The organism is Streptomyces sp. 1-11 (assembly GCF_007176755.1).
Taxonomy (GTDB): Bacteria; Actinomycetota; Actinomycetes; order Streptomycetales; family Streptomycetaceae; genus Streptomyces.
The window spans coordinates 67,298-92,498 of sequence record NZ_BJTV01000016.1 but is presented as its reverse complement, the minus strand read 5'-3'; the positions used below and the strand labels follow the sequence as shown (position 1 = coordinate 92,498).

Genomic DNA, 25,201 nt, shown 5'->3' with positions numbered 1-25,201 from the left:
GCGCCGCCGGGGGCGCCGTCCCGGCCCGGCGCCCCCCTTGAGGCCGGGGCCCGTCAGTTCCTGCGGCGGCGGGCCACGGTCACCGCGCCTCCGCCGGCCAGCAGCAGTGCCAGCGCGCCGCCCGCGATGTACGGGGTGGCCGAGTCGCCGCCCGTCTCCGCGAGGTCGGCTTGGGCGCCCGGGGCGCCCTGGGGCTTGACCTCGGGGGCGGTGCCGGAGTCGTGCCGGGCGGGTGCGGGGGTCTCGCAGGTGGCCTTGGCGAGCGTGACCGTGCCGTTCACCTCGGCCACGTTCAGCTTCAACGGGTTGATGGAGACCTTGAGTTCGAGTGCCGTGGCGGCCGCCGTACGGGAGGTGGTCCGGCGCTGGGAGAGGTCGAGGCCGACCTCGCCGACGCCCGGCACCTTCACCACGGCGGGGCTGCCGGCGGTCAGCGTGACCCGCTTGCCGAGGACCGTGACGGCACCGAGGACATTCGCCGAGGCGACCGGCGCCTTCCCGGCGGCGCAGGTCGCCTTGGCGGTGACCGTGCCCACCTCCACCACGGAGAGCAGGGGCAGGCCCGGGACGTGCAGCTTGGCGTGGACGAGGCGGACGGAGCCCTCGGCGAGCCGGCCGTTCGCCGTGGCACGGGCGGAGGCGGCCTCCGCGCCGAGGACGGTGAACGGGCGGCCGCCGTTCACGCCGTCGAGACGGGCCGTCAGGGCGGTACGGTCGGCGCTGCGCGGCGCCTGGACCTCGTTGAGGGAGACCGCGAGCGGGACGTTCACGGTCTTGTTGAGCAGGGACACGTCGAGCCCGGTGCGGAGCACGACGGCGGAGGCGCGGCCGTGGCCGGTGGTGGCGTGCGCGGCGCTCGCGCCCAGCAGCGCGGGCGCCGCGGCGAGCGCGGTAACCGTCGCGGCCGTGGCGATCCTGCGTACGGGCATGCGGAAGTTGTTGCTGTTCAAGGCGGTGGGACCCCCAGAGGAAACTGCTTGGGACACGTCAACCTTGTACGCACTGTGGGTGAACGGTCGGCGATCCAGCGTTACTTCACTCCATCGTGGAGTTTCCGTACGCGTCTTCGAATCGCCGGGCACATTCGTTCACCCGCCCCGCCCGTGCCGCCCGGCCCTCCCGCGCGCCCTACTCCACGACCCGTCCGTTCAGCACCACCCGGCGCGGCGCCGCCAGCACCCGGACGTCCGCCCGCGGATCGGCCTCGTACACCACAAGGTCGGCCGGTGCGCCCTCCTCCAGGCCGGGCCGGCCCAGCCAGGCGCGCGCGCTCCAGCTCGCCGCCGCCACCGCCCGCACCGGCGGGATGCCCGCGGTGACCAGTTCCGCGACCTCGGCCGCGACCAGCCCGTGGGCCAGCGTGCCGCCGGCGTCGGTGCCCACGTAGACCGGGATGCCGGCGTCGTGGGCGCCGCGCACGGTGTCGTAGCGGCGCTCGTGCAGCCGGCGCATATGGGCCGACCAGCGCGGATACTTGCGTTCGCCGCCCGCCGCGAGCCGCGGGAAGGTGGCGATGTTGACGAGGGTCGGGACGATCGCCACGCCCCGCTCGGCGAACAGCGGGATCAGGTCGTCGGTCAGGCCGGTGGCGTGCTCGACGCAGTCGATGCCCGCCTCGACCAGGTCGCGCAGGGAGCTCTCGGCGAAGCAGTGCGCGGTGACGCGGGCGCCCAGCCGGTGGGCCTCGGCGATGGCGGCCTCGGCCGCCTCCCGCGGCCAGCAGGCGGAGAGGTCGCCGAGGTCGCGGTCGATCCAGTCGCCGACCAGCTTGACCCAGCCGTCGCCGCGCTCCGCTTCCCGGGCGACGTAGTCCACCAGGTCCTCCGGTTCGACCTCCCAGGCGTAGTTGCGGATGTAGCGGCGGGTACGGGCGATGTGCCGGCCGGCCCGGATGATCTTCGGAAGGTCCTCGCGGTCGTCGATCCAGCGGGTGTCGGAGGGCGAGCCGGCGTCCCGGATCAGCAGGGTGCCCCGCTCCCGGTCGGTCAGCGCCTGCTTCTCGGCGGTGTCCGCGTCCACCGGGCCCTCGGCGCCGAGGCCGACGTGGCAGTGCGCGTCGACCAGGCCGGGCAGCGCCCAGCCCTCGACGACGGTCACGTCGCGCGCCCCGGCGGGGCGGTCGTAGGACACGCGGCCCCCGACCACCCACAGCTCGTCGCGGACGTCCTCGGGTCCGGCCAGGACCCGCCCCCTCACGTGCAGCACCGCGTCATCGCTCATACCCGGCACCTTAGTGAGCTACCGCTCGGCCCCGCCCACCTGGTCGGAGCTCTCCTCCTCGACCTCGGCCATCGCCGGGTCCAGCAGGCGGGAGAGGAAGTGGCGGGTGCGTTCGTGCCGGGGGGCGCCGATGACCTGGCCGGGGCGGCCGTCCTCGACGATCACGCCGCCGTCCATGAAGACGACCCGGTCGGCGACCTCGCGCGCGAAGGTCATCTCGTGGGTGACGACCATCATGGTCATGCCCTCCTCGGCGAGCCGGCGCATCACCGCGAGGACGTCCCCGACCAGTTCGGGGTCGAGGGCGGAGGTCGGCTCGTCGAACAGCATCACCTCCGGGCCCATGGCGAGCGCCCGGGCGATGGCCACCCGCTGCTGCTGGCCGCCGGAGAGCGAGGACGGGTAGGCCTGCGCCTTCTCGGCCAGGCCGACGCGCTCCAGGTTCTCGGCGGCGATCCGCGCGGCGGTCGCCTTGTCCCGGCCGAGGACGCGGCGCTGCGGCAGCGTGAGGTTGTCGGTGACGCTCAGGTGCGGGAAGAGGTTGAACTGCTGGAAGACCATGCCGATGCGGCGGCGCGCGGCGTCGATGTCCACGTCGGGGTCGGTCAGTTCGGTGCCGCCGACGAAGACCCGGCCGCCGGTGGGCTCCTCCAGCAGGTTCACGCAGCGCAGCAGCGTGGACTTGCCGGATCCGGAGGGCCCGATGACGCAGACGACCTCGCCCTGGCCGATCTCCAGGTCGATGCCGCGCAGCACGTGGTTGTCGCCGAAGGACTTGTGCAGGTCCTGGACCTGGATCTCCGCGCGGCTCACCGGATCGCCTCCTGGGACCTGGACTCCATGCGGCGCACGACGTAGCCGAGCGGGATGGTCACCAGCAGGTAGCACAGGCCGGCGACCAGGATGGGCGTGGAGTTGGCGGTGGTACTGGCCAGATCGCGGCCGTACTTGGACAGTTCGCGCTCCTCGAGGGTGACGCCGAGGAACAGCACCAGCGAGGAGTCCTTGAAAAGCAGGACGAGTTCGTTGGTGAGCGGCGGCAGGATGATCCGGAAGGCCTGCGGGACGATGATCGAGACCATGGCCCGGGCCGGCGAGAAGCCGAGCGACCTGGCCGCCTCCATCTGGCCCTTGGGCACGGCCTGGATGCCGGCGCGGATCGTCTCGGCCATGTACGCGGCCGAGACCAGGCCGAGCGCGATGGCGACCTTGCCGTACGTGCCGCCCGGGATCTGCGTGCCCGGGAAGGCGAGCGGCACGGCCACGCCGACGAAGATGAAGATCAGCAGGGCCGGCAGGCCGCGGAAGATCTCGATGTAGATGCCGGCCACCCAGCGGTACGGGCCCACGGAGGACAGCCGCATCAGGGCGATGACCATGCCGAGCACGAGTCCGACGACGAAGCCGGACAGCGTGTAGAGCACGGTGTTCTTCAGGGCCAGCGTGATGACCTCGGGGAACATCTCCTTGGCGATGCTGCCCTGGGCGAACTGGTTCTTCAGCCGGCCCCAGTCCGCCGCCAGCGCGAACGCGATCACGGCGGCGGCGAACACGACGTACTGCACCGTCCTGGACAGGCTGCGCCGCTGCCGCCGGGTCAGGCCCTTCTTCTTCGGCCGCAGTGCTGTGCCGGTGTCGGTCATGAGGCCGAGGGGGAGGCGGCGGACGCGTCGTACGGGCCGATCCACTTCTCGTACAGCTTCTTGTACGTGCCGTCGGCCTTCGCGTCGGCGATCGCCTTGCTGACGGCCTCGCGCAGCTTGGTGTTGCCCTTCTTGAAGGTGAACCCGTACTGCTCACCGGTCTTGAGGTTGCCGACGACCTTGAACCGGCCGGCGTTCGCCTTGTCCTTCAGCCAGCCCTGGACGACCGGGTAGTCGATGACGACGGCCTGGACCTGGCCGGTGCGCAGGCCGTTGAGGACCGCGTCGGAGGACTCGAAGGAGATCGGGTCGTAGCCCTTGCCCTTGACGTAGTCCTCGCCGGTGGTCTGCGCCTGGGCGCCGAGCTTCTTGCCCTTGGCCTTGACGTCGTCGAGGGAGTTGATCCCGCTGTTCCTGTCGACCAGGACCGCCTGGGTGGCCTCGAAGTACGGGTCGGAGAAGTCGACGTTCTTCTTGCGCTCGGCGGTGATGGTCATGCCGGCCGCGGCCAGGTCGCACTGGCCGGAGTTGAGGAACGCGCCGGTCTTGAAGTTCTCGAACGGCGTGTCGAGGATCTGCTGCCTGACGCCGAGGTCCTTGGCGACGAGGTCGACGAGGGAGACGTCGAAGCCCTGCACCTTGCCGTTCACCTCCGACTGGAACGGCGGGTAGGGCAGGTGGGTGCAGGTGGTCAGCTGGCCCGCCTTGACGAGGTGGACCCCCTTGACCGTGGCGCCGCCTCCCCCGTTGCCCGAGGAGCAGCCGGCCACGAGCACGAGCCCGGCCGTGGCGGTGGTGGCGGCCAGAAGGCGGGTCCGGCGCCCGAGGAGCGTTTTCATGGGGAGGTCTCCAGTGGGGGGAATCTTGGGTTCCGATTATAAGGAGATGTTTGGGTCTCTCAAATCAAACCGATGACCGAGGGGCGTTCCGGCCTGAGAAGTCGCCGGTCGCGAGGGGGTGGAGGGCGGGCGTTACCCTCGTTTCCGTCGGCCTTCGGCCGGCCTCGTGGACCCTCGTGAGCGAAGAGAGCAGCGCCGTGACCCACCCCCTCCTCGATCTGCCCCCGCTGAGCGCCGAACGGTTCGCCGCCATCGAGGACCGGGTGGCCCGGCTGCTGGACACCCGCCAGGACGTGGTGATCACCCAGGGCGAGGCGCTCCTGCCGCTGGAGGGCGCGATCCGCGCGGCGGCCGGCCCCGGCACGACGGCGCTCAACGTGATCACGGGTCCGTACGGGCAGACCTTCGGGGACTGGCTGCGGGACTGCGGGGCCACGGTGCACGACCTCGCGGTGCCCTTCCACACGGCGGTGACGGCCTCCGCGGTCCGGGAGGCGTTCGCCGAGCACCCGGAGATCGACTTCGTGTCGCTGGTGCACGCCGAGGCGGCGACGGGCAACACCAACCCGGTCGCGGAGATCGGCGAGGCGGTGCGGGAGCAGGGCGCGCTGTTCTACCTGGACGCGGTCGCCTCGGTCGGCGCGGAGCCGGTGCTGCCGGACGCCTGGGGCGTCGACCTGTGCGTGATCGGGGCGCAGAAGGCGATGGGCGGGCCGGCCGGGGTGTCGGCGATCTCGGTGAGCGAGCGGGCGTGGGCGCGCATGGCGGCCAACCCGAACGCCCCGCGCCGCTCCTACCTCTCCCTGCTGGACTGGAAGGAGCGCTGGATCGACGGCGGCCGCAAGGCGCTGCTGCACGCTCCCGCCCAGCTGGAGATGCTCGCGCTGGAGGCGTGCCTGGAGCGGATCGAGTCCGCGGGCCTCGACGCGGTGATGGCGCGGCACGCCGGCGCAGCGCGGGCCGCCCGGGCGGGCGCCGCGGCGCTGGGGGGCGGCCTGGAGCCGTACGTGCACGAGGCCGGGGACGCGGCGCCGGTCGCCACCACCCTGCGGGCGCCCTCCGGCACGGTGGCGTCGGAGCTGGTGGCGCACGCGCTGGGGAGCGAGCCGGGGCTGCCGCTGGCCGCCGGCGGCGGCGCCCTGGCCAAGGAGATGATCCGGGTGAACCACTACGGGCCGGATGCCACGCGGGACGCCGTGCACGCCTGCCTGGCGGCCCTGGGCGGGGCGCTCGCCGCGCAGGGGCTGACGGTGGACGTGGCGGCGGCACGCCGGGCGGCGGACGACGCCTGGCGGTGACGGCAGAAGTCCGCGAAACGACGGCCCGCACGCACCGTGCGGGCCGTTTTCATTGCCGGAGTGGAAATTCAAATTAGTTTCACAAATTCCGCGAATTCGTCCGCCGATAGCTTCCCGTCTTCTTCTGCCCGCTTTTCACATGGCTAAACGGGTGGGTTTTCCGGCGTGTTTCATGTATGTGACACACTCCACAGGCGAGACTCTTTGTCATAGTTTGATGTAGGTCAAACCCGACATTTCATCGGCGTGGTCGTGAGTGCCGTCGATGCCGCCCGTGCATTCTTCAATTTGTCTCGCTAAATTCCATCCGCATGACTGCCGCACCAGCAGACCTGCTGATAGACCGACCGGCGGTGACCGACGGAGCCTCGCTCTGGCGGCTCGCCAAGGAATCGAAAACCCTCGACCTGAACTCCTCGTACAGCTATCTGCTGTGGTGCCGGGACTTCGCGGCCACCTCGGCGGTGGCCCGCGGCGCGGACGGCGAGCCCGTCGGTTTCGTCACCGGGTACGTGCGGCCCGACGACCCCCGCACCCTGCTCGTGTGGCAGGTGGCCGTGGACTCCGCCCACCGCGGCTACGGCATCGCCGCCGCACTGCTGGACGGGCTGACCGCCCGGCTCGCCGACGAGCGCGGGATCACCGGCATCGAGACCACCATCACCCCGGGCAACACGGCCTCCGAGCGGCTCTTCACCTCCTTCGCCGAACGGCACGGCGCGGACCTGACCCGCGAGGTGCTGTTCCCGGCCGGCCTGTTCCCGGACGGCCCGCACGACCCCGAAGTCCTGTACCGCATCGGCCCCCTCACCCCCACCACCGCGCACTGAGGAGCGACCCACCGTGACGATCACCCAGCCCGACCTGAGCGTCTTCGAAACCCTCGAATCCGAGGTGCGCAGCTACTGCCGCGGCTGGCCCACCGTGTTCGACCGTGCGCAGGGCAGCCGAATGTACGACGAGGACGGCCACGCGTACCTCGACTTCTTCGCCGGGGCCGGCTCGCTCAACTACGGGCACAACAACCCGGTGCTCAAACGGGCGCTCATCGACTACCTGTCCCGGGACGGCGTCACCCACGGCCTGGACATGTCGACCACGGCCAAGCGGAGCTTCCTGCAGACCTTCGAGAACCTGGTGCTGCGCCCGCGCGACCTGCCGTACAAGGTCATGTTCCCGGGTCCGACGGGCACCAACGCGGTCGAGTCGGCGCTGAAGCTCGCCCGCAAGGTGAAGGGGCGGGAGGCGATCGTGTCGTTCACGAACGCCTTCCACGGCATGTCGCTGGGCTCCCTCGCGGTCACCGGCAACGCCTTCAAGCGGGCCGGCGCCGGCATCCCGCTGGTGCACGGCACCCCCATGCCGTTCGACAACTACTTCGACGGCCAGGTCCCCGACTTCCTGTGGTTCGAGCGGCTGCTCGAGGACCAGGGGTCCGGCCTCAACAAGCCCGCCGCCGTGATCGTGGAGACCGTGCAGGGCGAGGGCGGCATCAACGTCGCGCGCGCCGCCTGGCTGCGGGCGCTGGCCGAGCTGTGCGAGCGCCAGGACATGCTGCTCATCGTCGACGACATCCAGATGGGCTGCGGCCGCACGGGCGCCTTCTTCTCCTTCGAGGAGGCGGGGATCACGCCCGACATCGTCACCGTGTCGAAGTCGATCAGCGGTTACGGCCTGCCGATGTCGCTGTGCCTGTTCAAGCCCGAGCTGGACGTCTGGGAGCCGGGCGAGCACAACGGCACCTTCCGCGGCAACAACCCCGCGTTCGTCACCGCCACCGCGGCCCTGGAGACCTACTGGACCGACGGCTCCGCCATGGAGAAGCAGACCCGCACCCGCGGCGAGCAGGTCGAGCAGGCCCTGATCTCCATCACCGAGGAGAACCTCGCCGACGTGAAGGAGTACCGCGGCCGCGGCCTGGTGTGGGGCCTGGAGTTCCACGGCAAGGACCGGGCCTCGCGGGTCGCCCGGCGCGCCTTCGAGCTGGGGCTGCTCATCGAGACCTCGGGCCCGGAGGGCGAGGTCGTCAAGCTGCTGCCGGCGCTCACCATCACCCCCGACGAGCTGGACGAGGGCCTCAGCGTCCTCTCCCGCGCCGTCCGCGAGACCGTCTGACCCGCTCCGCGCGGCCCGCCGGCCGCACCGCGGAGCAACCGTTCGACCAGGAGGAAGTACAGCACCGTGATCGTCCGATCGTTCAAGGACCTCGAAGGCACCGACCGGCACATCAAGTCCGCGTCCGGCACGTGGGAGAGCAAGCGGATCGTCCTCGCCAAGGAGCGGGTCGGCTTCTCCGTGCACGAGACCATCCTGTACGCGGGCACCGAGACGAACATGTGGTACGCCAACCACATCGAGGCCGTCGTCTGCACCCGGGGCGAGGCCGAGCTCACCGACCGCGAGACCGGGAAGGTGTACACCATCACCCCCGGCACCATGTACCTCCTGAACGGGCACGAGCGGCACACGCTGCGCGTCAAGGAGGACTTCCACTGCATCTGCGTGTTCAACCCGCCCGTGACCGGACGGGAGGACCACGACGAGAACGGCGTCTACCCGCTGCTCACCGAGCCCGAGGAGGTGTGACACCCATGACCGCTGTCACGGACCTGTACCCCAGCCGCGGCGCCGGTGAGGTGGCCGTGCCCCGCCAGGACCCGGTGGTCTGGGGCTCCCCCGACACGCCCGGCCCGATCGCGACGGCCGACCTGCAGGCGTTCGAGCGCGACGGCTTCCTCGCCGTCGACCAGCTCATCACCCCGGACGAGGTCGAGGTCTACCGGAGCGAGCTGGACCGGCTGGTCGCCGACCCGGCGATCCGGGCCGACGAGCGCTCGATCGTCGAGCCGAAGTCCAAGGAGATCCGCTCGGTCTTCGAAGTGCACCGGATCAGCGAGGTGTTCGCGAAGCTCGTGCGCGACGAGCGGGTGGTCGGCCGGGCCCGGCAGATCCTCGGTTCCGACGTGTACGTCCACCAGTCGCGGATCAACGTCAAGCCGGGCTTCGGCGCGAGCGGCTTCTACTGGCACTCGGACTTCGAGACCTGGCACGCCGAGGACGGCCTGCCCAACATGCGCACGGTGTCCGTCTCGATCGCGCTGACCGAGAACTACGACACCAACGGCGGGCTCATGATCATGCCGGGCTCGCACCGCACGTTCCTGGGCTGCGCGGGGGCCACGCCCGAGGACAACTACAAGAAGTCGCTGCAGATGCAGGACGCGGGCACCCCGTCCGACGAGGCGCTGACGAAGATGGCCGGCGAGTACGGCATCCGGCTGTTCACCGGCAAGGCCGGCTCGGCGACCTGGTTCGACTGCAACTGCATGCACGGTTCCGGCGACAACATCACGCCGTTCCCGCGCAGCAACGTCTTCATCGTCTTCAACAGCGTGGAGAACAAGGCGGTGGAGCCGTTCGCGGCGCCGGTGCGCAGGCCGGAGTTCATCGGGGCCCGCGACTTCACTCCGGTCCGGTGAGCATTTCCGGCCGGGGGTCCGGGGGTCGCCCCCCGGGAAGACGCAGCATCGGGGCCCGCGACTTCACTCCGGTCCGGTGAGCATTTCCGGCCGGGGGTCCGGGGGTCGCCCCCCGGGAAGACGCAGCATCGGGGCCCGCGACTTCACTCCGGTTGAGTAGACCCCTCCGACCGCCGGGCCGGAGCCTCCTCGTGTGGGACGGGAGGCTCCGGCCCGGTCGCGTGGTCAGCGGGACAGCGCGTCCAGCAGCCGGTCCACGTCCGCCGGGGTGTTGTAGAGGTGGAAACCCGCGCGCAGATTGCCCGCCCGGTCGGACACCTCGATACCGGCCTCGCTCAGCCCGGGCTGGAGGTGGCCGAGTCCCGGCACCGAGACGATGGCGGAGCCGGGCGCGGGCACCGGCTCGTGGCCGAGGCCGGCGAGCCCGGTCCGGAACCGGTCGGCGAGCCGCACGGCGTGCGCGTGCAGGGCGGGCAGCCCGATCTCCTCGACGAGTTCCAGCGAGCGGCGCAGCCCCGCGTACGTGAACAGGGCATGGCTGAGGTCGAACCGCCGCGCTGAGTGGGCGAGTTCCCGGACCGGTCCGTAGCAGCTGTCCCACGGCCGCTCCCCCGCGACCCAGCCCGCCAGCACCGGGCTCAGCCCGCCGAGGTCCTCCGGGACCACCAGGAACGCCGCGCCGTGCGGGCCGAGCAGCCACTTGAAGGAGACCGTGGCGCTGAAGTCGAAGGCGGCCGCGTCCATGGGGAGCCAGCCGGCGGACTGGGAGAAGTCGACGTAGGTGCGCGCGCCGTGCTCGCGGGCGGCCTCGCGCACGGCCGCCAGGTCGGCCACGCGTCCGTCGGCGGACTGCACGGCGCTGAGCGCGACCAGCGCGGTGTCCGGGCGGACGGACTCGGCGATCCGCTCCAGCGGGACCGACCGCACCTTGAGGTCGCCGCGGACGTGGAACGGATTCAGCACCGAGGTGAAGTCGTCCTCGGCGGTGAGCACTTCGGCGCCGGCGGGCAGCGACGCTGCGATCACGGCGGTGTGCGCGGCGACCGAGGCGCCGGCCGCGACACGGCCGGCCGGAACGCCGGCGAGCCGGGCGTAGGCGGCCCGGCAGGCCTCGACGTCCTCGTACAGCGGCAGCAGCGGCCGGCCCTCGGCCCGCAGCAGAGCCGCCTCGTGCAGGGCGGTGACGGTACGGGCGGGCAGCAGGCCGTTTCCGGCGGTGTTGAGGTAGCTGCTCCTGGGGGCGAACTCGGCGCGGACGAGGCTCTCGAACGTCTCCGTGGTCTCCATGGGGTCCACTGTGCGGCCCGGCGAACCCGCCGTCCATCGCCAGTTTTCGCGCAGGTTCTCCCAGTGCTCCTTATACGTCCGCGCCGGCCTGCGGTTTCTCAGTGCTGCGGCACCGCGCACCCGTCCGGGCCACAGGCCTCGGCCGCGCCCTCGTCGACCAGCTTCAGCGGGGAGCGCTCGCCCCAGGCCTGGGCCAGCGCCCGGGTGAAGACCTCGGCGGGCTGGGCTCCGGAGACGCCGTACTTGCGGTCGAGGACGAAGAAGGGGACGCCGGTCGCGCCGAGCTCGGCGGCCTCGCGCTCGTCGGCGCGGACCTCGTCGGCGTGGGCGGCGGGGTCGGCGAGGACCGCCCGGGCGGCCCCTGCGTCCAGGCCGGCCTCGGCGGCCAGCTCCACCAGCCGCTCGTCGTCCTCGCCGAAGACGGACCGCTCCTCGGCGAAGTTGGCGCGGTAGAGGATCTGCAGCAGCTCGTCCTGCCTGCCCTGCGCCTTGGCGAAGTGCAGCAGGCGGTGCATGTCGAAGGTGCTGCCGTGGTCGCGGTCACGGGTGCGGTAGTCCAGGCCCTCGGCGGCGGCCTGGGCGCCGAGGTTGTCCTCGCCTGCCTGGGCCTGCGCCTCGCTCATGCCGTACTTCCGGGTGAGCATGGTCAGCACCGGCTGGACGTCGCCCTTGGCGCGGCCGGGGTCCAGCTCGAAGGAGCGGTGCACCACCTCGACGTCGTCGCGGTGCGGGAAGGCCGCGAGCGCCTTCTCGAAGCGGGCCTTTCCGACATAACACCAGGGACAGGCGATGTCGCTCCAGATTTCGACGCGCATGCTCTCGGCTCTTCTCCAGGTCGTACGGATGCGGAGGGGTTCTCCTCGCGCGTACGTGAACGTTCAAGCAGCGGCGTTCATTCCCCGGCGACCGCCAGGCGCAGGAAGAGATGGTGGTCGCCCTCGGCGGTCGGGTTCTCCGGGTCGGGGACCCAGCCCTGGCGTGCGTAGAAGGCCTGGGCGCGCCGGTTGTCCACGTGCACGTCGAGGACCGCGGTCCGGACGCCGTCGGCCCGCCACTGCTCCACGCAGGCGGTGTGCAGCGCCGTTCCGACGCCGGCGCGCCAGCGGCCGGGGTCGACGTGGAACTGGAACAGCTTGACCGTGCCGGCCGGCCCGCCCTCGGGGGCGCGGAAGGAGGCGATGCCGGCGAGCCGTCCCCGTTCGACGGCGCACAGCACGTGCCCGTCGGGCCGTCCGATCGCCTCGCGCCACCTGGCCGGCCAGTCGAGGCCGTCGTCCGGGAGGCCGTCCGGGTAGTACGTCGACCTCGCCCGGACGTGCAACTCCGCCACGGCACCCGCCTCCGCGGGCAGGGCCGTCCTGATCACGAGGGTCCCGGTGGCCGGGTGCGCTTCGCTCACACCCGCGGGGACGTGCCGGGGCGCGGCTCCGGTTCCCCGGCCGCGCCCCGCCCGCCGCGCTCAGCCGCCGCCGCGCTCAGCTGCCGTCGCGCTCAGCTGCCGTCGCGCAGGTCGTCCGGCCAGCCGGCCCGGAACTCGAGGTGGTCGTAGGTCACCACACAGCCCTCCCCCAGCGGCGACTGGGTCATGAAGCCGACCAGCGCCGCGCCGGACTCCTTCTCCTCGCCCAGGGTGAAAAGCCGGACGAAGGTCCAGCGCACGCCGTCCCGGGAGGCGTGGAAGGCGAAGGCGCGCCCGGTCCGGCTGACCCGCAGCCAGACCGAGCTGCCCTCCACGGTGAAGGAGTTGGCGTCGTCGGAGTGCCCCCGGGTGACCACCGTGCAGACGGTGGGCACGTCCCGGGAGTACTCCAGGCAGAGCTTGGCCCAGGCGCGGTCGCCGACGTGGACGTACAGCACGCCCGCGTCGAAGGCCGCGCCGAAGCCCACGGTGACCCTGGCTATGAGCTGGAAGTCCCCCTCAGGCGCCCCGAGCAGCCGGGGCGCGTCGGCGGCGGGGTCCAGGGCCTCGCCGGTGGGCGGCACGAACCGGTCCTGCCGGGGCCCGGCCCAGCCGGTGAGCACGCCGCCCTCGTAGGACCAGTTGCCGTCGGGACCGTAGGTCCGCAGGGGGAAGGGGAGTTCGGGGAGTTCGACGTCCATCGCGTGAGTGTCCCAGGTTCCTCGTGCCACGTCCCGCCGCTCCGGTCAGTGCTCCAGCCGGCCGTTGAACCGGCGCGGGAGCCCGAGCGGGTTGTCGTCGCGCAGCTCCGGGGGCAGCAGGGCCTCGGGCGCGTTCTGGTAGGCGACCGGCCGCAGCCACCGCTCGATGGCGGTGCCGCCCACGGAGGTGGAGGTGGAGGTGGTCGCGGGGTACGGCCCGCCGTGGTGCTGGGCCGGCGCCACCGCCACCCCGGTCGGCCAGGCGTCGACCAGCACGCGTCCGGCGAGCGGGGTCAGCTCGGCGAGGATCCGGGCGCCCTGCCCCTCGCCGGCGGCCTCCCCGGCCGACAGGTGCACCGTGGCCGTGAGGTTGCCCGGCAGCCGCGACAGCACGGCGGTGGCCTCGCCGTCGTCGGCGTAGCGGACCACCACGGTCACCGGCCCGAAGCACTCCTCCAGCAGCAGGTCGTACGCCCCCTCGGCGGTCAGACCGCTCGCCGGGACCGTCAGGAAGCCCGCGCTCACCGTGTGCTCGCCGCCGGCGCCCGGCGTGACCGGCGTCTCCACCCCGGGGAGCTGCGCCCGCTCGGCCACGCCCGCGATGAAGTTGTCCCGCATCCGGTGGTCGAGCAGCACCCCGGCGGCGGTGCCGCCGACGGCGTCGGCCAGGGACTTCAGCAGCCGGTCGCCGGCGTCGCCGGACGGCACCAGCACCAGGCCCGGCTTGACGCAGAACTGGCCGACGCCGAGGGTCATGGACCCGGCGAGTCCGGAGCCGATCGCCTCGGGCCGCTCGGCCGCGGCCGCCTCGGTGACCAGGACCGGGTTCAGCGAGCCCAGCTCGCCGTGGAACGGGATCGGCACCGGACGCGCGGCCGCCGCGTCGAACAGGGCGCGCCCGCCGCGCACCGAGCCGGTGAAGCCCGCGGCGGCGACCAGCGGGTGCGTGATCAGCTCGACGCCCGCCTCGAAGCCGTGCACCAGGCCGACGGCCCCCTCGGGGATGCCGTGCTCGGCGGCCGCCCGGCGCAGCACCGCGGCGACCTGCTCGGACAGGGCCGGGTGGTCGGGGTGGGCCTTGACGACCACCGGGCAGCCCGCGGCCAGCGCGCTGGCGGTGTCGCCGCCGGCCACGGAGAAGGCGAAGGGGAAGTTGGAGGCGGAGTAGACGGCGACCACGCCCAGCGGCACCTTGTACCGGCGCAGGTCCGGGACGGGCGGGGTGGCGGTGTCGTCGGGGTGGTCGACGATCACGTCCAGGAAGGCGCCCTCGTCGACGATGCCGGCGAAGGCCCGCAGCTGGTAGACCGTGCGCGCGAGTTCTCCGGTGAGGCGGACCGGGCCGAGGGCGGTCTCGGCGTCGGCGGTCTCGATCAGGCCGTCCGCTGCGGCCTCCAGGCCGGCGGCGGCCGAGCGGAGGAAGGCCGAGCGCACGGCGCGGTCGGCGAGGGAGCCGCGCGCGGCGTGCGCCGCCCGGACGGCCGCGTCCACCTCCTGGGCCGTCGCCTCCACCGCGACCTGTTCACGCTGCTTCCCGGTGCGCGGGTCGACACTCCAGACTGGTGCTGCTGCCACCGCGGGTCCCTCCAGTTAAGGCCGCATTCGCTGGGTCAACCACCAGCGCGTTCGATATACTGAACGCCGTCTCTGATGGTGAATATGCTGCTCGGAGACTATTTCCCGTCGAATGAAGGGGTCAAGGGCGATGTCGGCAGGCGAGACGGGCGGGGCCCAGGTCAAGTCCGCGGTGCGGACCGTTGAGTTGCTCGAGTACTTCGCCGGCAGGCCCGGCATGCACTCCCTCGCGGCGGTGCAGGAGGCCGTCGGATACCCCAAGTCCAGCCTGTACATGCTGCTGCGCACGCTCGTGGAGCTGGGCTGGGTGGAGACCGACGCCACGGGCACGCGGTACGGCATCGGGGTGCGGGCGCTGCTGGTCGGCACGTCCTACATCGACGGCGACGAGGTGGTGGCGGCCGCCCGGCCGACCCTGGACCGCCTCTCCGACGACACCACCGAGACCATCCACCTGGCCCGGCTCGACGGCACGAACGTGGTGTACCTGGCCACCCGGCAGTCGCAGCACTACCTGCGCCCGTTCACCCGGGTGGGCCGGCGGCTGCCCGCCCACTCCACCTCCCTCGGCAAGGCGCTGCTCGCCACCCACACCGACGAGCAGGTGCGCAAGCTGCTGCCGGAGACGCTGCCCGCGCTCACCGAGCACACCATCACCGACCGGGAGAAGCTGATCGAGGAGCTGAACCAGGTCCGGGAACAGGGCTTCGCCGTCGACCGCGAGGAGAACACCCTGGGGCTGCGCTGCTTCGGCGTGGCGATCCCGTACCGCACCCCCGCCAGGGACGCCATCAGCTGCTCGGTGCCGGTGGCCCGGCTGACCCCCGCCCACGAGCAGATGATCAAGGACGCGCTGTTCGACGCGCGGGACCGGCTGACGCTGGCGACGCGGCGGCTGTAGGCCCGGCGCGCTCACGGCGGTCTCCGTCTCCCGGGCGAGTGCGGATCGTCGTGTACGCGGCGGGCTTTCTGAACGCGGGATGAGAAAAGGGGCGGACGGGAACGATTGCCCCGTCCGGCTCGTCTTCACCAGCGGCATGAACAAGACGATCAGGCGGGCTTCCGTCTTCACCCTGCTGCTCGTGCTCGCCCTGCTGGTCAGGGCGACCTGGGTGCAGTACTACGACGGAACGGCCCTCGCGGACGACCAGAACAACCGGCGGAACGTCATCGAAACGTACTCGCAGCCGCTGGGGAACATCATCGTGGCCGGCAGCGCCGTCACCGGCTCGGCCCGGACGAAGGGCGGCGACCTCGCGTACAAGCGGACGTACCGCGACGGCGAGCTGTACGCGCCGGTGACCGGCTACGCCTCCCAGGCCTACGCCCCGACCCAGCTCGAGGGCATCTACCAGGACCTGCTCAACGGCACGGACAGCAGACTGAAGACCGTGCTGGGCACGGTGACCGGCAAGCGCGCCGACCCGGGCGACGTCGTCACGACGATCGACCCGGCCGTGCAGAAGGCCGGGTACCGGGCGCTCGGCGGCAACAAGGGCGCCGCCGTCGCCCTCGACCCGAAGACCGGGAAGATCCTCGCGGCGGTGTCGACGCCGTCGTACGACCCGACGCGGCTCACCGACGCGAACACCGCCGGGGCAGCCTGGAAGTCGCTCAACGCGGACAAGGACAAGCCGCTCGTCAACCGCGCGCTGCGCCAGCCGCTGCCGCCGGGCTCGACGTTCAAGCTGGTCGTCGCCGCCGCGGCGCTGGAGAGCGGGCTCTACAAGAACGTGGACGACCCGACCGACAGCCCCGACCCGTACACCCTGAAGGGCTCCACCAAGGATCTGGTCAACGAGAACCGCTCGGCACCGTGCGAGAACGCCTCGATCCGGGTCGCGCTGCGCTACTCCTGCAACAACGTCTTCGGCAAGATGGCCGTCGACCTCGGTCAGGACAAGGTGCGGGCCATGGCGGAGAAGTTCGGCTTCAACGACCGGAAGCAGGACGTCCCGGTGCGGGCGTACCCCAGCGTCTACCCCTCCGGGATGGACGAGGCGCAGACCGCCCTGTCCGGCATCGGCCAGTTCGACGTCACGGCGACCCCGCTGCAGATGGCCATGGTCTCCGCGGTGATGGCGAACGGCGGCAAGCTGGTCTCGCCGCACATGGTGTCGCGGATCACCGACGGCGACGGCGACGTGCTGAAGGACTACGACGACGGCACGGACAGCAAGCAGGTCGTCGGCTCCGCCACCGCCGCGCAGTTGCGGTCGGCGATGGAGACGGTGGTGAAGGACGGCACCGGTACGAACGCGCTGATCGACGGGGCGACGGTCGGCGGCAAGACGGGTACCGCCCAGCACGGTGAGAACAACAGCAAGACGCCCTACGCCTGGTTCACCTCGTACGGCAAATCGGACGGCACCGGCAAGGAGGTCGCCGTCGCGGTGATGGTCGAGCAGTCGGACGCGGCCCGCTCCGAGGTCAGCGGCAACGGGCTCGCGGCGCCGGTGGCCAGGGCGATGATGCAGGCGGCGCTCAAGTAGGCGCGGCACGGGGGCGGTCCGCACGCGGCCGCCCCCGTCCGTCTCACCCGACGCCCAGGACCTGCTCCACCGGGTCGATCGCGAAGTACACCAGGAACAGCGCGGAGACTCCCCACAGCAGCCAGTTGACCTCCCTGGCCTTGCCCAGGACCGTCTTGATGAGCACGTAGGACAGGAAGCCCGCGCCGATGCCGTCGGTGATGGAGTAGGTGAACGGCATCGCGGCGATGGTGAGGAACGCCGGGATGGCGATCTCGTACCGGTCCCAGTCGATGTGCTTGACGTGGGTCATCATCAGGAAGCCCACCGCGATCAGCGCGGGTGCGGCGGCCTGCAGCGGGACGATGGTCAGCAGCGGGGTGAGGAAGAGCGCCAGCCCGAACAGGCCGCCGGTGACGAGGTTGGCGAAGCCGGTGCGGGCGCCCTCCCCGACGCCGGCCGCTGACTCGATGTAGGCGGTGTTGGAGGAGGCGGATCCGATCCCGCCCGCGACGGCCGCGGCGCCGTCGATGAACAGCACCCGGCCGATGCCGGGCACCTGTCCCTGGTCGTCGAGCAGCCCGGCCTCGGCGCTGATGCCGACGATGGTGCCCATGGCGTCGAAGAAGTCGGACAGGATGAGGGTGAAGACGAGCAGCACGGCGGTGAGCACACCGGCCTTGGCGAAGCCGCCGAACAGGCTGAAGTGACCGACGAGCCCGAAGTCGGGTGCGGCGACGATCTTGTCGGGCACCTTCGGCGTGGTCAGGCCCCAGCTCTTGATGTCGGCGACCGCGTCGATGACGATCGCGACGACCGTCATGGTGACGATGCTGATGAGGATCGCGCCCTTCACCTTGCGGGCGAGCAGGGCGATCGTCAGCAGCACGCCGAGGCAGAAAACCAGCACGGGCCAGCCGGTCAGCCGTCCGACCGCGCCGAGCTGGACGGGCACGGTGCTGTGCGCGGCGTCCGGGATGCGGCTGACGAACCCGGCGTCCACGAAGCCGATGAAGGCGATGAACAGGCCGATGCCGACCCCGATGGCCTGCTTGAGCTGCTGCGGGATCGCGTTCATGATCGCTTCGCGGAGTCCGGTGAGCACCAGCAGGCAGATGACGGCGCCTTCGAGGACGACGAGGCCCATCGCGTCCGCCCAGCTCATCAGCGGGGCCAGCTGGAAGGCGACGACGGCGTTGAGGCCGAGACCCGCGGCGATGGCGAGCGGCAGGTTGCCCCCGACGCCCATGACCACCGTCATCACGCAGGCCACCAGCGCGGTGGCGGTGACGAGTTGGCCGGTGTCGAGAGTGTGGCCGAACTTGTCCTCGGCGCTGCCCAGGATGATGGGGTTCAGCACGAGGATGTAGGCCATGGTGAAGAAGGTGGCGAAGCCGCCGCGTATCTCCCGGCCGAAAGTGGATCCCCGTTCGGAGATTCTGAAGTACCGGTCGACGCCGTTGCCCGCGGGCGGTGCGGCACCGGGCCGTTGTTCCGCCTTCTGCGTCTGGGACATGGTCGTACTCCTCGTCGCCTGATCAAAGGTGCGCGGATGCTGGCTGGATTGTTCCCCTGCCGGACCCGGTTCAGGTTTTCCTCGTGTTACGGAATCGGGGCCCCGCCGATCGTTCGCGTGTGGTGACACGCACGGACCCGTACCGAGAAGAGGTCACTCGTGGGCCCGGTCGTCGACGACGCCGCCTCCGTGGAGTTCCACGCCTTCTTCGAACGGCACTACGCCGAACTCGCGCGACTCGCGTACCTGTTGACCGGCGAGGCGGACGCGGCCGACGACCTGGCCGCGGACGCCCTGCTGGCCCTGTGGCACCGCTGGGACCGGGTGCGCGCGGCCGGCCACCCGGTGGCGTACGCGCGGGGCGTGGTCGCCAACCTGGCCCGGACGCGCATCCGCGCCGCGGTGCGCGAACGGCGCCGGATCGCGCTGTTCTGGCCGCACCGGGAGGAGCGGACCGAGAACCCCGACGTGGCGGGCGTGGTCGACGTGCGGGAGGCCCTGCGCCGGCTGCCGTTCCGCAAACGGGCGTGCGTGGTGCTCCGGCACGCGTTCGACCTGTCGGAGAAGGACACCGCACTGGCCCTCGGGGTGTCGGTGGGTACGGTGAAGAGCCAGACGTCCAAGGGGGTGGCCGAGCTGCAGAGGCTGCTCGGCGGTCAGGGGGTGCCTCAGCGGGTGCACGCGGCCGCGGCCCGGGGCGGCGGGAGCGGAGGAAGGAACCGATGAGGCGGCGGGACGGGCACGAGGAGCTGCGCGCCCGGCTGCACGAGGCGGCCGAGGCCCATGAACCCGACCGGGCGCGCATCCTGGCCCGGGTGGAGCGCGGGACGGCCGCGCAGGACCCGCCGGGACGCCGGGGCGGCCGGCCGCCGGTGGCCGGCCGGCTGAAGGTGCTCGCGGCGGCGGGGGCGGCCGCCGTGCTCGCGGCCGGCGGGTACGCGGTGGCCTCCGCGGTCAGGCAGGAGCCGCCGGCCCGGCGGACCGTCGCCGTGTCGCCGGCGCCCGCGTCCACACCCGCCCCCTCGCCGGACGCGGCGAACCGGCCCCCGGCGCACTCCGCCGGCCCCGTGCCCGGCGCCACGCACACCGCGCCCGGACCGGACCCCGCCGCGCCCCGGACGCCGGAGTCCTCCGTGCCGCCGCCCGCCGCCCGGGCAGGGCAGCAGGGTCCGCTGTGGTCGGACGGCTCGGTGGACCCGCACGGCAACGACTTCTGGGCGCAGAGCGACGTGACGCTCAGGACCTCCCGGCGACTCAGCGCCCTGTCCGTGGAGCTGCGGATCGCGCAGACCGGCGGGGTGTCGTCCACCGGTGCCTGGCGCACCCTGCCCGAGGCCGACTTCACCCAGCGCGCCGAGGAGCGCGGCGGGTTCCTCGTCTTCACCTGGACGCTGAAGGACGGCCGCACGGTCCCGGCCGGCGAGTGGATCTTCGCCGGTCAGTACGACCACGCGCGCGGCGGGCGGGACGCGAAGGACGACAGCTACACGATCACGGGGGCCGCGGGCGCGCGGTACACCGTCACCGGCGCCTTCGCGGCCCACGACGGCGGCGGGGACGGCTCGTAGCGAAGAGCGCGGGCCGTGGCGGCCCTGTGCAGCGGCGCGGGCGCGGCGGCCCTGTGCAGCGGCGCGGGCGCGGCGGCCCCGGGAAGAAGACGAGGACCTGCGGCTCGTACGGGTGGGCCCGTCACCTTCGCCACGACGACGGGCGGCCCCGCCGGGGATCCCCGGCGGGGCCGTCGTCGCGGACCGCCTGCGCGTGCGGCGGTGCGTCAGGACACGAAGTACGTCGGGTTCGGCAGCTTGTAGGTGCGGTCGGCGTGGCCGCCGTCCAGGTCCGAGTACTGGTCGCCGAAGTTGGCGATGATGTCGTACCCGAGGTCGTCCTCGATGTGCTCGCGGGTGCCGGCCTTGTACTGCACGGTGGTGCAGTTCCAGGTGCCCGGGGTGGCGCAGTCGCTCAGGTAGGCCGGAGGTGCGGCCTTGTCCTTGAGGAACATGTGGCCGGCGTCGAGGTTGACGTCGGCGCCGATCTTCTTCAGGTTCTCCACGGCGCCGGCGCGCTGCGCCTCGCTGAGACCGGAGTTGTAGAAGACCTCCACGCCCTTGGAGTCGGCGTAGCGCACCAGTTCGGGGCTGCCGAAGACGGCCGGGCGGTCGGCGCGGTTCACGTAGTCGTTCCACGTGGTGGAGTTGTACGTGTAGTTGTAGCGCTTCTCGTAGTCGAGGCTGAGCAGCAGGGTGTCGTCGATGTCGAAGACGACGGCCGGCTTCTCACCGTGCTTGTGGGCCTTGCGGGCCGCCTTGTCGATCCAGTTCCGGGCGTCGGCGTCGATGCGCGCCAGGTCCTTGGCGTACGGGCTGTCCGGGGAGGCCTGGTAGACGCCGTCGCTGTCGGCGGTGGTGCCGTAGTAGGTGTCGATGTCCTTCACCAGGAGCCCGATGTTGTAGGGCTCGTGGGTGGAGTTCGCCGTCGACTGACCGGCGGTGGCCGCACCGGCGCCGTACAGGGCGCCGCCGGCGAGGGCACAGGCGGCGGTGACCGCCGCGATCCGCTGTGATGTACGCATGACAGGTGTTCTACGCGCGTCACCCGGGGTAGCGCGAGGGCCTTTGCCCGATCGATATCAAGCCATCGGGCGAGAGGCCCCCGCGCCGTCTCCGGCCGGACGTGCCGTCAGCACTCCTTCCAGGGCGCCCAGTCGCCGAGGTGGGTCTCCCGGGTCGCCGACGCCGCCTGTGCCGCGGTCAGTTGCGGCCGGTTCCCCGGGACGGTGACGACGGCGCCGGGGCCGGTGTTGCGGTACTCGGCGAACCGCTGGTCCTGCCAGGGGTGGGCGGCCGACATGTCCGTGTAGGGAGCCACCGCGTCGATGCCGGGGCCGAGCCAGGTGTCGCGGACGGTCAGCATGGGGCGGGCGGTGGGGTCCGAGCTGGGCACCCAGGGGCGGGCCAGTTCGTAGTACCCGTCCGGGGCCTCGCCGCCGACCCGGCCGTGGAGCACCAGGAAGCCGCGGGGGTTGGCGCCGGCCGTGGAGGGCGCGAAGACGAAGCCGTAGGGAGCGGTGGCCAGTTCCGTGCGGTTCAGGGTGCGGAAGCGGCAGTGCTCGAAGACGGCGGTGGCCCGCCCGAAGACGAAGTCGACGTCGCCCTCGGCGTAGCAGTGCGCGTAGTACTGGCGGGCGAGGACGCCGAGGGCCGTGGTGTCGGCGTACAGCGTGTCCTGGTGGCCCAGGAAGCGGCAGTGCAGGAAGGCGGTCCGGTCGCCCTGCGCCTTGAGGGCGACGGCCTGGGTGCCGGTGACGTCCGGGTGTCCGGCGCGCAGCCAGTCGTTGGCGAAGGTGATCCGGTGGGCGGTGAAGCCGTCGGCCTGCACGGTGACGGTGGCCGAGCCGGAGGTGCCGTAGGTGCCGCCGCCGGGTCTGGGGGTGCCGGCCGCGTTGTCGTACACGATCACGACGCCCCCCGGGTCCCCGGAGGCGCCGATCCAGGTCATGTCCGTACGGCCGGCGTCGACGAGCACCGTCTCCCGGTAGTCGCCGGGCGCGATGACCAGGGTGCGGCCGGCGCCGGTGGCCGCGGTCACCGCGGCCTGGACGGAGGTGAAGTCGCCCCGGCCGCCGGGGTCGACGTACAGGGTCCCCGGGGTGCGGCGGCGGGCCGGTGACCCGTGGCGGCCGAACGGGCCGGGCCCGCCGGCGGCCCGGGCGGGCGCGGCGGCGAGGCCCGGCGCGGCGGCGGCAGCGGCCCCCGCCGCGAGGAGACGCCGTCTGGACAGGGGTGGTCGGGCCGAGGGCATACGGGTGCTCCTTCGCGATGGGTGGGACGCGGGCGGTGCGGGCGGCAGGGGGGCCGGGGCCGGTGGCCCGGCGGTGGTCCGGAGCCGGAGACCTGGCGGTGGTCCGGGCCCAGAGACCTGGCGGTGGTCCGGGGCCGGAGGTCCGGCCCCGGACGGGTCGTCAGCCGATGCGGCCCGCGCCCGCGCGGTGGCCGACGAGGCCCGGCACGGCCCTGGCCGGGTCGACCCTGGTGCGCAGGACCGGGGTCCAGCCGGCCCCGGACCGCAGGGTCTCGCCGGGGACCTCGGCGTTGTGGACGGCGATCAGGTCGGTGAGGCGGCCGTTGACGTAGTTGTCGGCGGCGGTGACCGGCGCGTCCTTCCACTTCTTCAGGATCGGTCCGGCCGTGACCCCGTCCGGCAGCGTGAACGCGTTGTGCTCGGCGACGAGCTGGGACTCCATCCCGATGCCGTAGCTGTAGGAGTATCCGTCGCCGGCGACGAAGTGGTTGTTGTACGAGTCGACCTGGCCGAAGCGGACCCGGGGCGCGCGTTCCACCAGGTTGCGGAACAGGTTGTGGTGGAAGGTGACCTTGAGGTGGCCGCGGTCGACGGCGGCCGTGGCGGCGCTGTCGCTGTTGCCGACGAGGATCGTCTTGTCATGGTCCTCGAAGACGTTCCAGGAGGCGGTGACGTAGTCGGCGCCCTTGACGACGTCCAGCTCGCCGTCGTGCTGCTCGTAGATCCGCCCGAAGTAGTGCGGCAGGGTGCTGTCCGGGTGGTCGCCGTCGGTGAAGGTGTTGTGGTCCATCCAGACATGGGTGGAGCCGTGGATCACGGCGCTGTCGTACTCGGAGTTCCAGTTGCCGTCCGCGGTGTCGGTCGGGTCCCACTGCGGGAAGCAGTCGAGGGGGCTCTCGAAGCGCAGGTTGCGGACGATGACGTTGTCGACGCCCTTGATCTGGAGGCTGGCGCCGTTGAAGCCGGCGTTCCTCCCCACGCCGACGATGGTGGTGTCGGCCGGGACGTCCGCCTTGATGTAGGCGTCCTGGCCGGCGGCGGAGGCGCGGCGCAGGCCCTCGGGGCTGTCGTCGGGCTCGCCGTCGAGGGTGGTGGTGCGCCCCCAGTTCTCCGGGGCGTACTTGGCCAGGTAGGCGCCGAAGTCGTAGCCGGGCGCGGCGAACGTGTCGCAGCCCGGCCCGTCGGCGTCGATGACGCCCTTCACCCTGATGATCCTCGGGGCGCCGCCGTCGTCGGCGAGGGCCGCCTTGAACTGCTCCCAGGTGGTCACGGTGTGGACGTGCGCGCGGTCGGCGGCCGCGCCGCCGGTGGTCCCGGCGCCGTAGGCGGCCCAGCCGTCGCCGGCGGGCAGGACCTGCCGCTCGGTCGCGGCCCGGTGCGCGGCCTGCGCGGGGGCGGTGCCGGTGACGGCGAGCACGAGCGCGGTGCAGCCCACCAGGGCCGCCATGACACGTCCATGACATACAGGTGTACGCACTGTGCGGGTCTCCTCTTTCACGGGGGAACGGGATCGGGGGCCGGGCGGGCGTGCCGCTCCGCCGCGTGGGCGCGGCCGGCCCTGCCGGGCCGGGGCGCGCCCACGCGAGGCGGCCGCCCGGGGTCAGTGGTTCTTCTTCCAGTCCGCCTGGGCCGCGTTGAGCTGCTCGGCGAGCGTGTCCAGGAACTGCTTGGCGGTCATCTTCCCGAGCAGCAGCTTCTGGAAGTTCGGCTCGTTGTCCGCCTTGGAGATGGTGTTCCAGTCGGGCAGGTAGTACGGCAGCTGGACGATCTTCGTGTCGGCGCCGTTCAGCGCCTCGGCCGCCAGCTTGGTCGGCTCGGCCCGCTGGATCCACGCGTCCTTCGCCGCGTCGGTGTTGGCCGGCACCTGTCCCGCGGACTCGTTGAACTTGGAGTTCTCCGCTGCGGAGAGGGCGAACTCGATGAACTTCCAGGCGGCCGCCTTGTTCTTGCTCGACCTGAACAGGCTCAGCCCGTCCACCGGGTTGGACACCTGCACCCGGGTGCCGTCCTCAAGCGTGGGGTTGGGCACGCCCCGGAACTTGTCCTTGCCCAGCGCCTTCAGATGATCCTGGTAGGAGCCGAGGTTGTGGCTCAGCATGCCGATCGTGCCGCTGTCCCACTGGGCGACCATCTTGGTGAAGTCGTTGTTGACGTCGGCGGACGGGGTGTCCTTCTTGTAGAGCGCGACGTACTTCTCCAGCGCGGCGACGTTCTTCGGGTCGTTGACGGTGGTCCTGTCGCCCTTCCAGAACGAGGTGATGCCGGTCTGGCCGTAGACCGCGTCGAGGGCCGGGGCGATGGCGCCCTCGCCGCCGCGGATGGTGAAGCCGAACTCGTTCCTGCCCCGGTCGGTGAGCTTGCCGGCCGCCTCGTAGAACTTCGGCCAGGTGGTCGGCGCGTCGAGACCGGCCTTCTCGAACAGGTCCGTCCGGTACCACAGGGTGCCGTTGTTGGCGGAGGTCGGCACCTGGTACAGCTTGTCCCCGCCGCCGGCCGACTTGCTGACGTCGAGCAGGTTCTGGCTCAGCCTGCCCTTCAGCGGGCTCTTCTCCAGCCGGCCGTCCAGCGGCTCCAGGGCGCCCTGGACGGCGACCTCGGCGAGCATCGCGGTGCCCACGCCGCCCACGTCGGGCAGCCCGCCGCCCTGGATGGCGGTGTCGTACTTGGACTGCGCGCTCGCGGCCGGGATGCCGACGTACTCGACCTTGATGCCGGGGTACTTCTTCTCGAAGTCGGCGATGACCTGCTTCCAGATGTCGGTGCGGACCCCGCCGTTGTTGTCCCAGAAGGTGATCGTCCCCTTGCCGGAGCCCTCGCCCCCCTTGTCCCCCGCGCCGCCGCTGCCGTCGTCGCCGCAGGCGGTGGCGGTCAGCGCGAGGACGGAACCCAGGGCGACGGCGGTGGCGGCGCGCCTGCTTCTGCGGATGCTGCTTCTCATCGGTCGGCTCTCTTCTGCTGGATCCAGTGAGGTG

The 25,201-nt window shown here is 72.0% G+C and carries 24 protein-coding genes; 9 read left to right on the top strand and 15 right to left on the bottom strand.

What is annotated here, in order from left to right:
- Positions 1-53: 53 nt before the first annotated feature.
- The 5 genes from TNCT1_RS28575 to TNCT1_RS28555 form a co-directional block, all read right to left on the bottom strand.
- Positions 54-950, bottom strand: coding sequence for an SCO1860 family LAETG-anchored protein (locus tag TNCT1_RS28575; protein WP_143637777.1), 897 nt, complete (start codon positions 948-950; stop codon positions 54-56).
- A 178-nt stretch (positions 951-1,128) separates the two neighbouring features.
- Positions 1,129-2,220 carry an amidohydrolase family protein gene (locus TNCT1_RS28570; protein WP_143637775.1) on the bottom strand — a complete coding sequence of 364 codons (1,092 nt, stop codon included), beginning with the start codon at positions 2,218-2,220 and terminating at the stop codon, positions 1,129-1,131.
- Between the two features lie 18 nt (positions 2,221-2,238).
- Entirely contained in the window at positions 2,239-3,033 is a 795-nt protein-coding gene (locus TNCT1_RS28565; RefSeq protein WP_143637773.1) for an amino acid ABC transporter ATP-binding protein, read from the bottom strand.
- The gene (locus tag TNCT1_RS28560) at positions 3,030-3,863 is read right to left on the bottom strand and encodes an amino acid ABC transporter permease (protein WP_143637771.1); all 834 of its coding nucleotides are present in this window, start codon (positions 3,861-3,863) and stop codon (positions 3,030-3,032) included. Before TNCT1_RS28560 ends, TNCT1_RS28565 begins: the two co-directional genes overlap by 4 nt.
- Complete coding sequence (locus tag TNCT1_RS28555; RefSeq protein WP_143637769.1) at positions 3,860-4,702, bottom strand: transporter substrate-binding domain-containing protein; 843 nt, start codon at positions 4,700-4,702, stop codon at positions 3,860-3,862. Before TNCT1_RS28555 ends, TNCT1_RS28560 begins: the two co-directional genes overlap by 4 nt.
- 197 nt (positions 4,703-4,899) lie before the next feature.
- On the opposite strand from TNCT1_RS28555, the gene TNCT1_RS28550 reads away from it, so the two are divergent.
- From TNCT1_RS28550 to thpD, 5 genes are all read left to right on the top strand, one after another.
- Positions 4,900-6,000, top strand: a complete 1,101-nt coding sequence (locus TNCT1_RS28550; protein ID WP_143637767.1) for an alanine--glyoxylate aminotransferase family protein — start codon at positions 4,900-4,902, stop codon at positions 5,998-6,000.
- Between the two features lie 311 nt (positions 6,001-6,311).
- Positions 6,312-6,830 carry a diaminobutyrate acetyltransferase gene (ectA, locus tag TNCT1_RS28545; protein WP_143637765.1) on the top strand — a complete coding sequence of 173 codons (519 nt, stop codon included), beginning with the start codon at positions 6,312-6,314 and terminating at the stop codon, positions 6,828-6,830.
- 13 nt (positions 6,831-6,843) lie between these two features.
- Positions 6,844-8,115 (top strand): diaminobutyrate--2-oxoglutarate transaminase, encoded by a 1,272-nt coding sequence (gene ectB / locus TNCT1_RS28540; RefSeq protein WP_143637763.1) that lies wholly within the window; start codon positions 6,844-6,846, stop codon positions 8,113-8,115.
- A 66-nt stretch (positions 8,116-8,181) separates the two neighbouring features.
- Positions 8,182-8,586: an ectoine synthase gene (locus TNCT1_RS28535; RefSeq protein ID WP_143637762.1), complete on the top strand. Its 405-nt coding sequence runs from the start codon at positions 8,182-8,184 to the stop codon at positions 8,584-8,586.
- Between the two features lie 5 nt (positions 8,587-8,591).
- A complete protein-coding gene (gene thpD / locus TNCT1_RS28530) occupies positions 8,592-9,479 on the top strand; it encodes an ectoine hydroxylase (RefSeq protein ID WP_143637761.1) in 888 nt (295 codons plus the stop codon).
- Positions 9,480-9,704: 225 nt separating this feature from the next.
- Here the strand turns inward: thpD and TNCT1_RS28525 are convergent, their stop codons facing one another.
- The 5 genes from TNCT1_RS28525 to TNCT1_RS28505 form a co-directional block, all read right to left on the bottom strand.
- On the bottom strand, positions 9,705-10,766 hold the full coding sequence (locus TNCT1_RS28525) for an aminotransferase class V-fold PLP-dependent enzyme (protein ID WP_143637760.1): 1,062 nt from the start codon (positions 10,764-10,766) through the stop codon (positions 9,705-9,707).
- A gap of 98 nt (positions 10,767-10,864) precedes the next feature.
- On the bottom strand, positions 10,865-11,581 hold the full coding sequence (locus TNCT1_RS28520; RefSeq protein ID WP_143637758.1) for a DsbA family oxidoreductase: 717 nt from the start codon (positions 11,579-11,581) through the stop codon (positions 10,865-10,867).
- A 77-nt stretch (positions 11,582-11,658) separates the two neighbouring features.
- Entirely contained in the window at positions 11,659-12,165 is a 507-nt protein-coding gene (locus tag TNCT1_RS28515) for a GNAT family N-acetyltransferase (protein ID WP_235902945.1), read from the bottom strand.
- A 92-nt stretch (positions 12,166-12,257) separates the two neighbouring features.
- Positions 12,258-12,866, bottom strand: a complete 609-nt coding sequence (locus TNCT1_RS28510; RefSeq protein ID WP_143637756.1) for a DUF1349 domain-containing protein — start codon at positions 12,864-12,866, stop codon at positions 12,258-12,260.
- 45 nt (positions 12,867-12,911) lie between these two features.
- The gene (locus TNCT1_RS28505) at positions 12,912-14,441 is read right to left on the bottom strand and encodes an aldehyde dehydrogenase (NADP(+)) (protein ID WP_143637754.1); all 1,530 of its coding nucleotides are present in this window, start codon (positions 14,439-14,441) and stop codon (positions 12,912-12,914) included.
- A 130-nt stretch (positions 14,442-14,571) separates the two neighbouring features.
- Here TNCT1_RS28505 and TNCT1_RS28500 point away from each other — a divergent pair, with 130 nt between their 5' ends.
- Both TNCT1_RS28500 and TNCT1_RS28495 read left to right on the top strand, forming a co-directional pair.
- Complete coding sequence (locus tag TNCT1_RS28500) at positions 14,572-15,342, top strand: IclR family transcriptional regulator (protein ID WP_143637752.1); 771 nt, start codon at positions 14,572-14,574, stop codon at positions 15,340-15,342.
- Positions 15,343-15,478: 136 nt separating this feature from the next.
- On the top strand, positions 15,479-16,933 hold the full coding sequence (locus TNCT1_RS28495; protein WP_143637750.1) for a penicillin-binding protein 2: 1,455 nt from the start codon (positions 15,479-15,481) through the stop codon (positions 16,931-16,933).
- A 43-nt stretch (positions 16,934-16,976) separates the two neighbouring features.
- On the opposite strand, the gene TNCT1_RS28490 is transcribed toward TNCT1_RS28495, so the two are convergent.
- Complete coding sequence (locus TNCT1_RS28490; RefSeq protein ID WP_143637748.1) at positions 16,977-18,428, bottom strand: NCS2 family permease; 1,452 nt, start codon at positions 18,426-18,428, stop codon at positions 16,977-16,979.
- Between the two features lie 159 nt (positions 18,429-18,587).
- On the opposite strand from TNCT1_RS28490, the gene TNCT1_RS28485 reads away from it, so the two are divergent.
- Entirely contained in the window at positions 18,588-19,154 is a 567-nt protein-coding gene (locus TNCT1_RS28485) for a SigE family RNA polymerase sigma factor (protein WP_143637746.1), read from the top strand.
- Positions 19,151-19,996, top strand: coding sequence for a hypothetical protein (locus TNCT1_RS28480; protein WP_143637744.1), 846 nt, complete (start codon positions 19,151-19,153; stop codon positions 19,994-19,996). The genes TNCT1_RS28485 and TNCT1_RS28480 overlap by 4 nt, the downstream gene beginning before the upstream one ends.
- 206 nt (positions 19,997-20,202) lie before the next feature.
- On the opposite strand, the gene TNCT1_RS28475 is transcribed toward TNCT1_RS28480, so the two are convergent.
- The 4 genes from TNCT1_RS28475 to TNCT1_RS28460 form a co-directional block, all read right to left on the bottom strand.
- Positions 20,203-21,000, bottom strand: coding sequence for an HAD family acid phosphatase (locus TNCT1_RS28475; protein WP_143637743.1), 798 nt, complete (start codon positions 20,998-21,000; stop codon positions 20,203-20,205).
- A 107-nt stretch (positions 21,001-21,107) separates the two neighbouring features.
- Positions 21,108-22,229 (bottom strand): pectinesterase family protein, encoded by a 1,122-nt coding sequence (locus tag TNCT1_RS28470; RefSeq protein WP_143637741.1) that lies wholly within the window; start codon positions 22,227-22,229, stop codon positions 21,108-21,110.
- A 160-nt stretch (positions 22,230-22,389) separates the two neighbouring features.
- The gene (locus TNCT1_RS28465; protein WP_143637739.1) at positions 22,390-23,676 is read right to left on the bottom strand and encodes a polysaccharide lyase family 1 protein; all 1,287 of its coding nucleotides are present in this window, start codon (positions 23,674-23,676) and stop codon (positions 22,390-22,392) included.
- A gap of 153 nt (positions 23,677-23,829) precedes the next feature.
- The gene (locus tag TNCT1_RS28460) at positions 23,830-25,167 is read right to left on the bottom strand and encodes a sugar ABC transporter substrate-binding protein (RefSeq protein ID WP_143637737.1); all 1,338 of its coding nucleotides are present in this window, start codon (positions 25,165-25,167) and stop codon (positions 23,830-23,832) included.
- Positions 25,168-25,201: the final 34 nt, after the last annotated feature.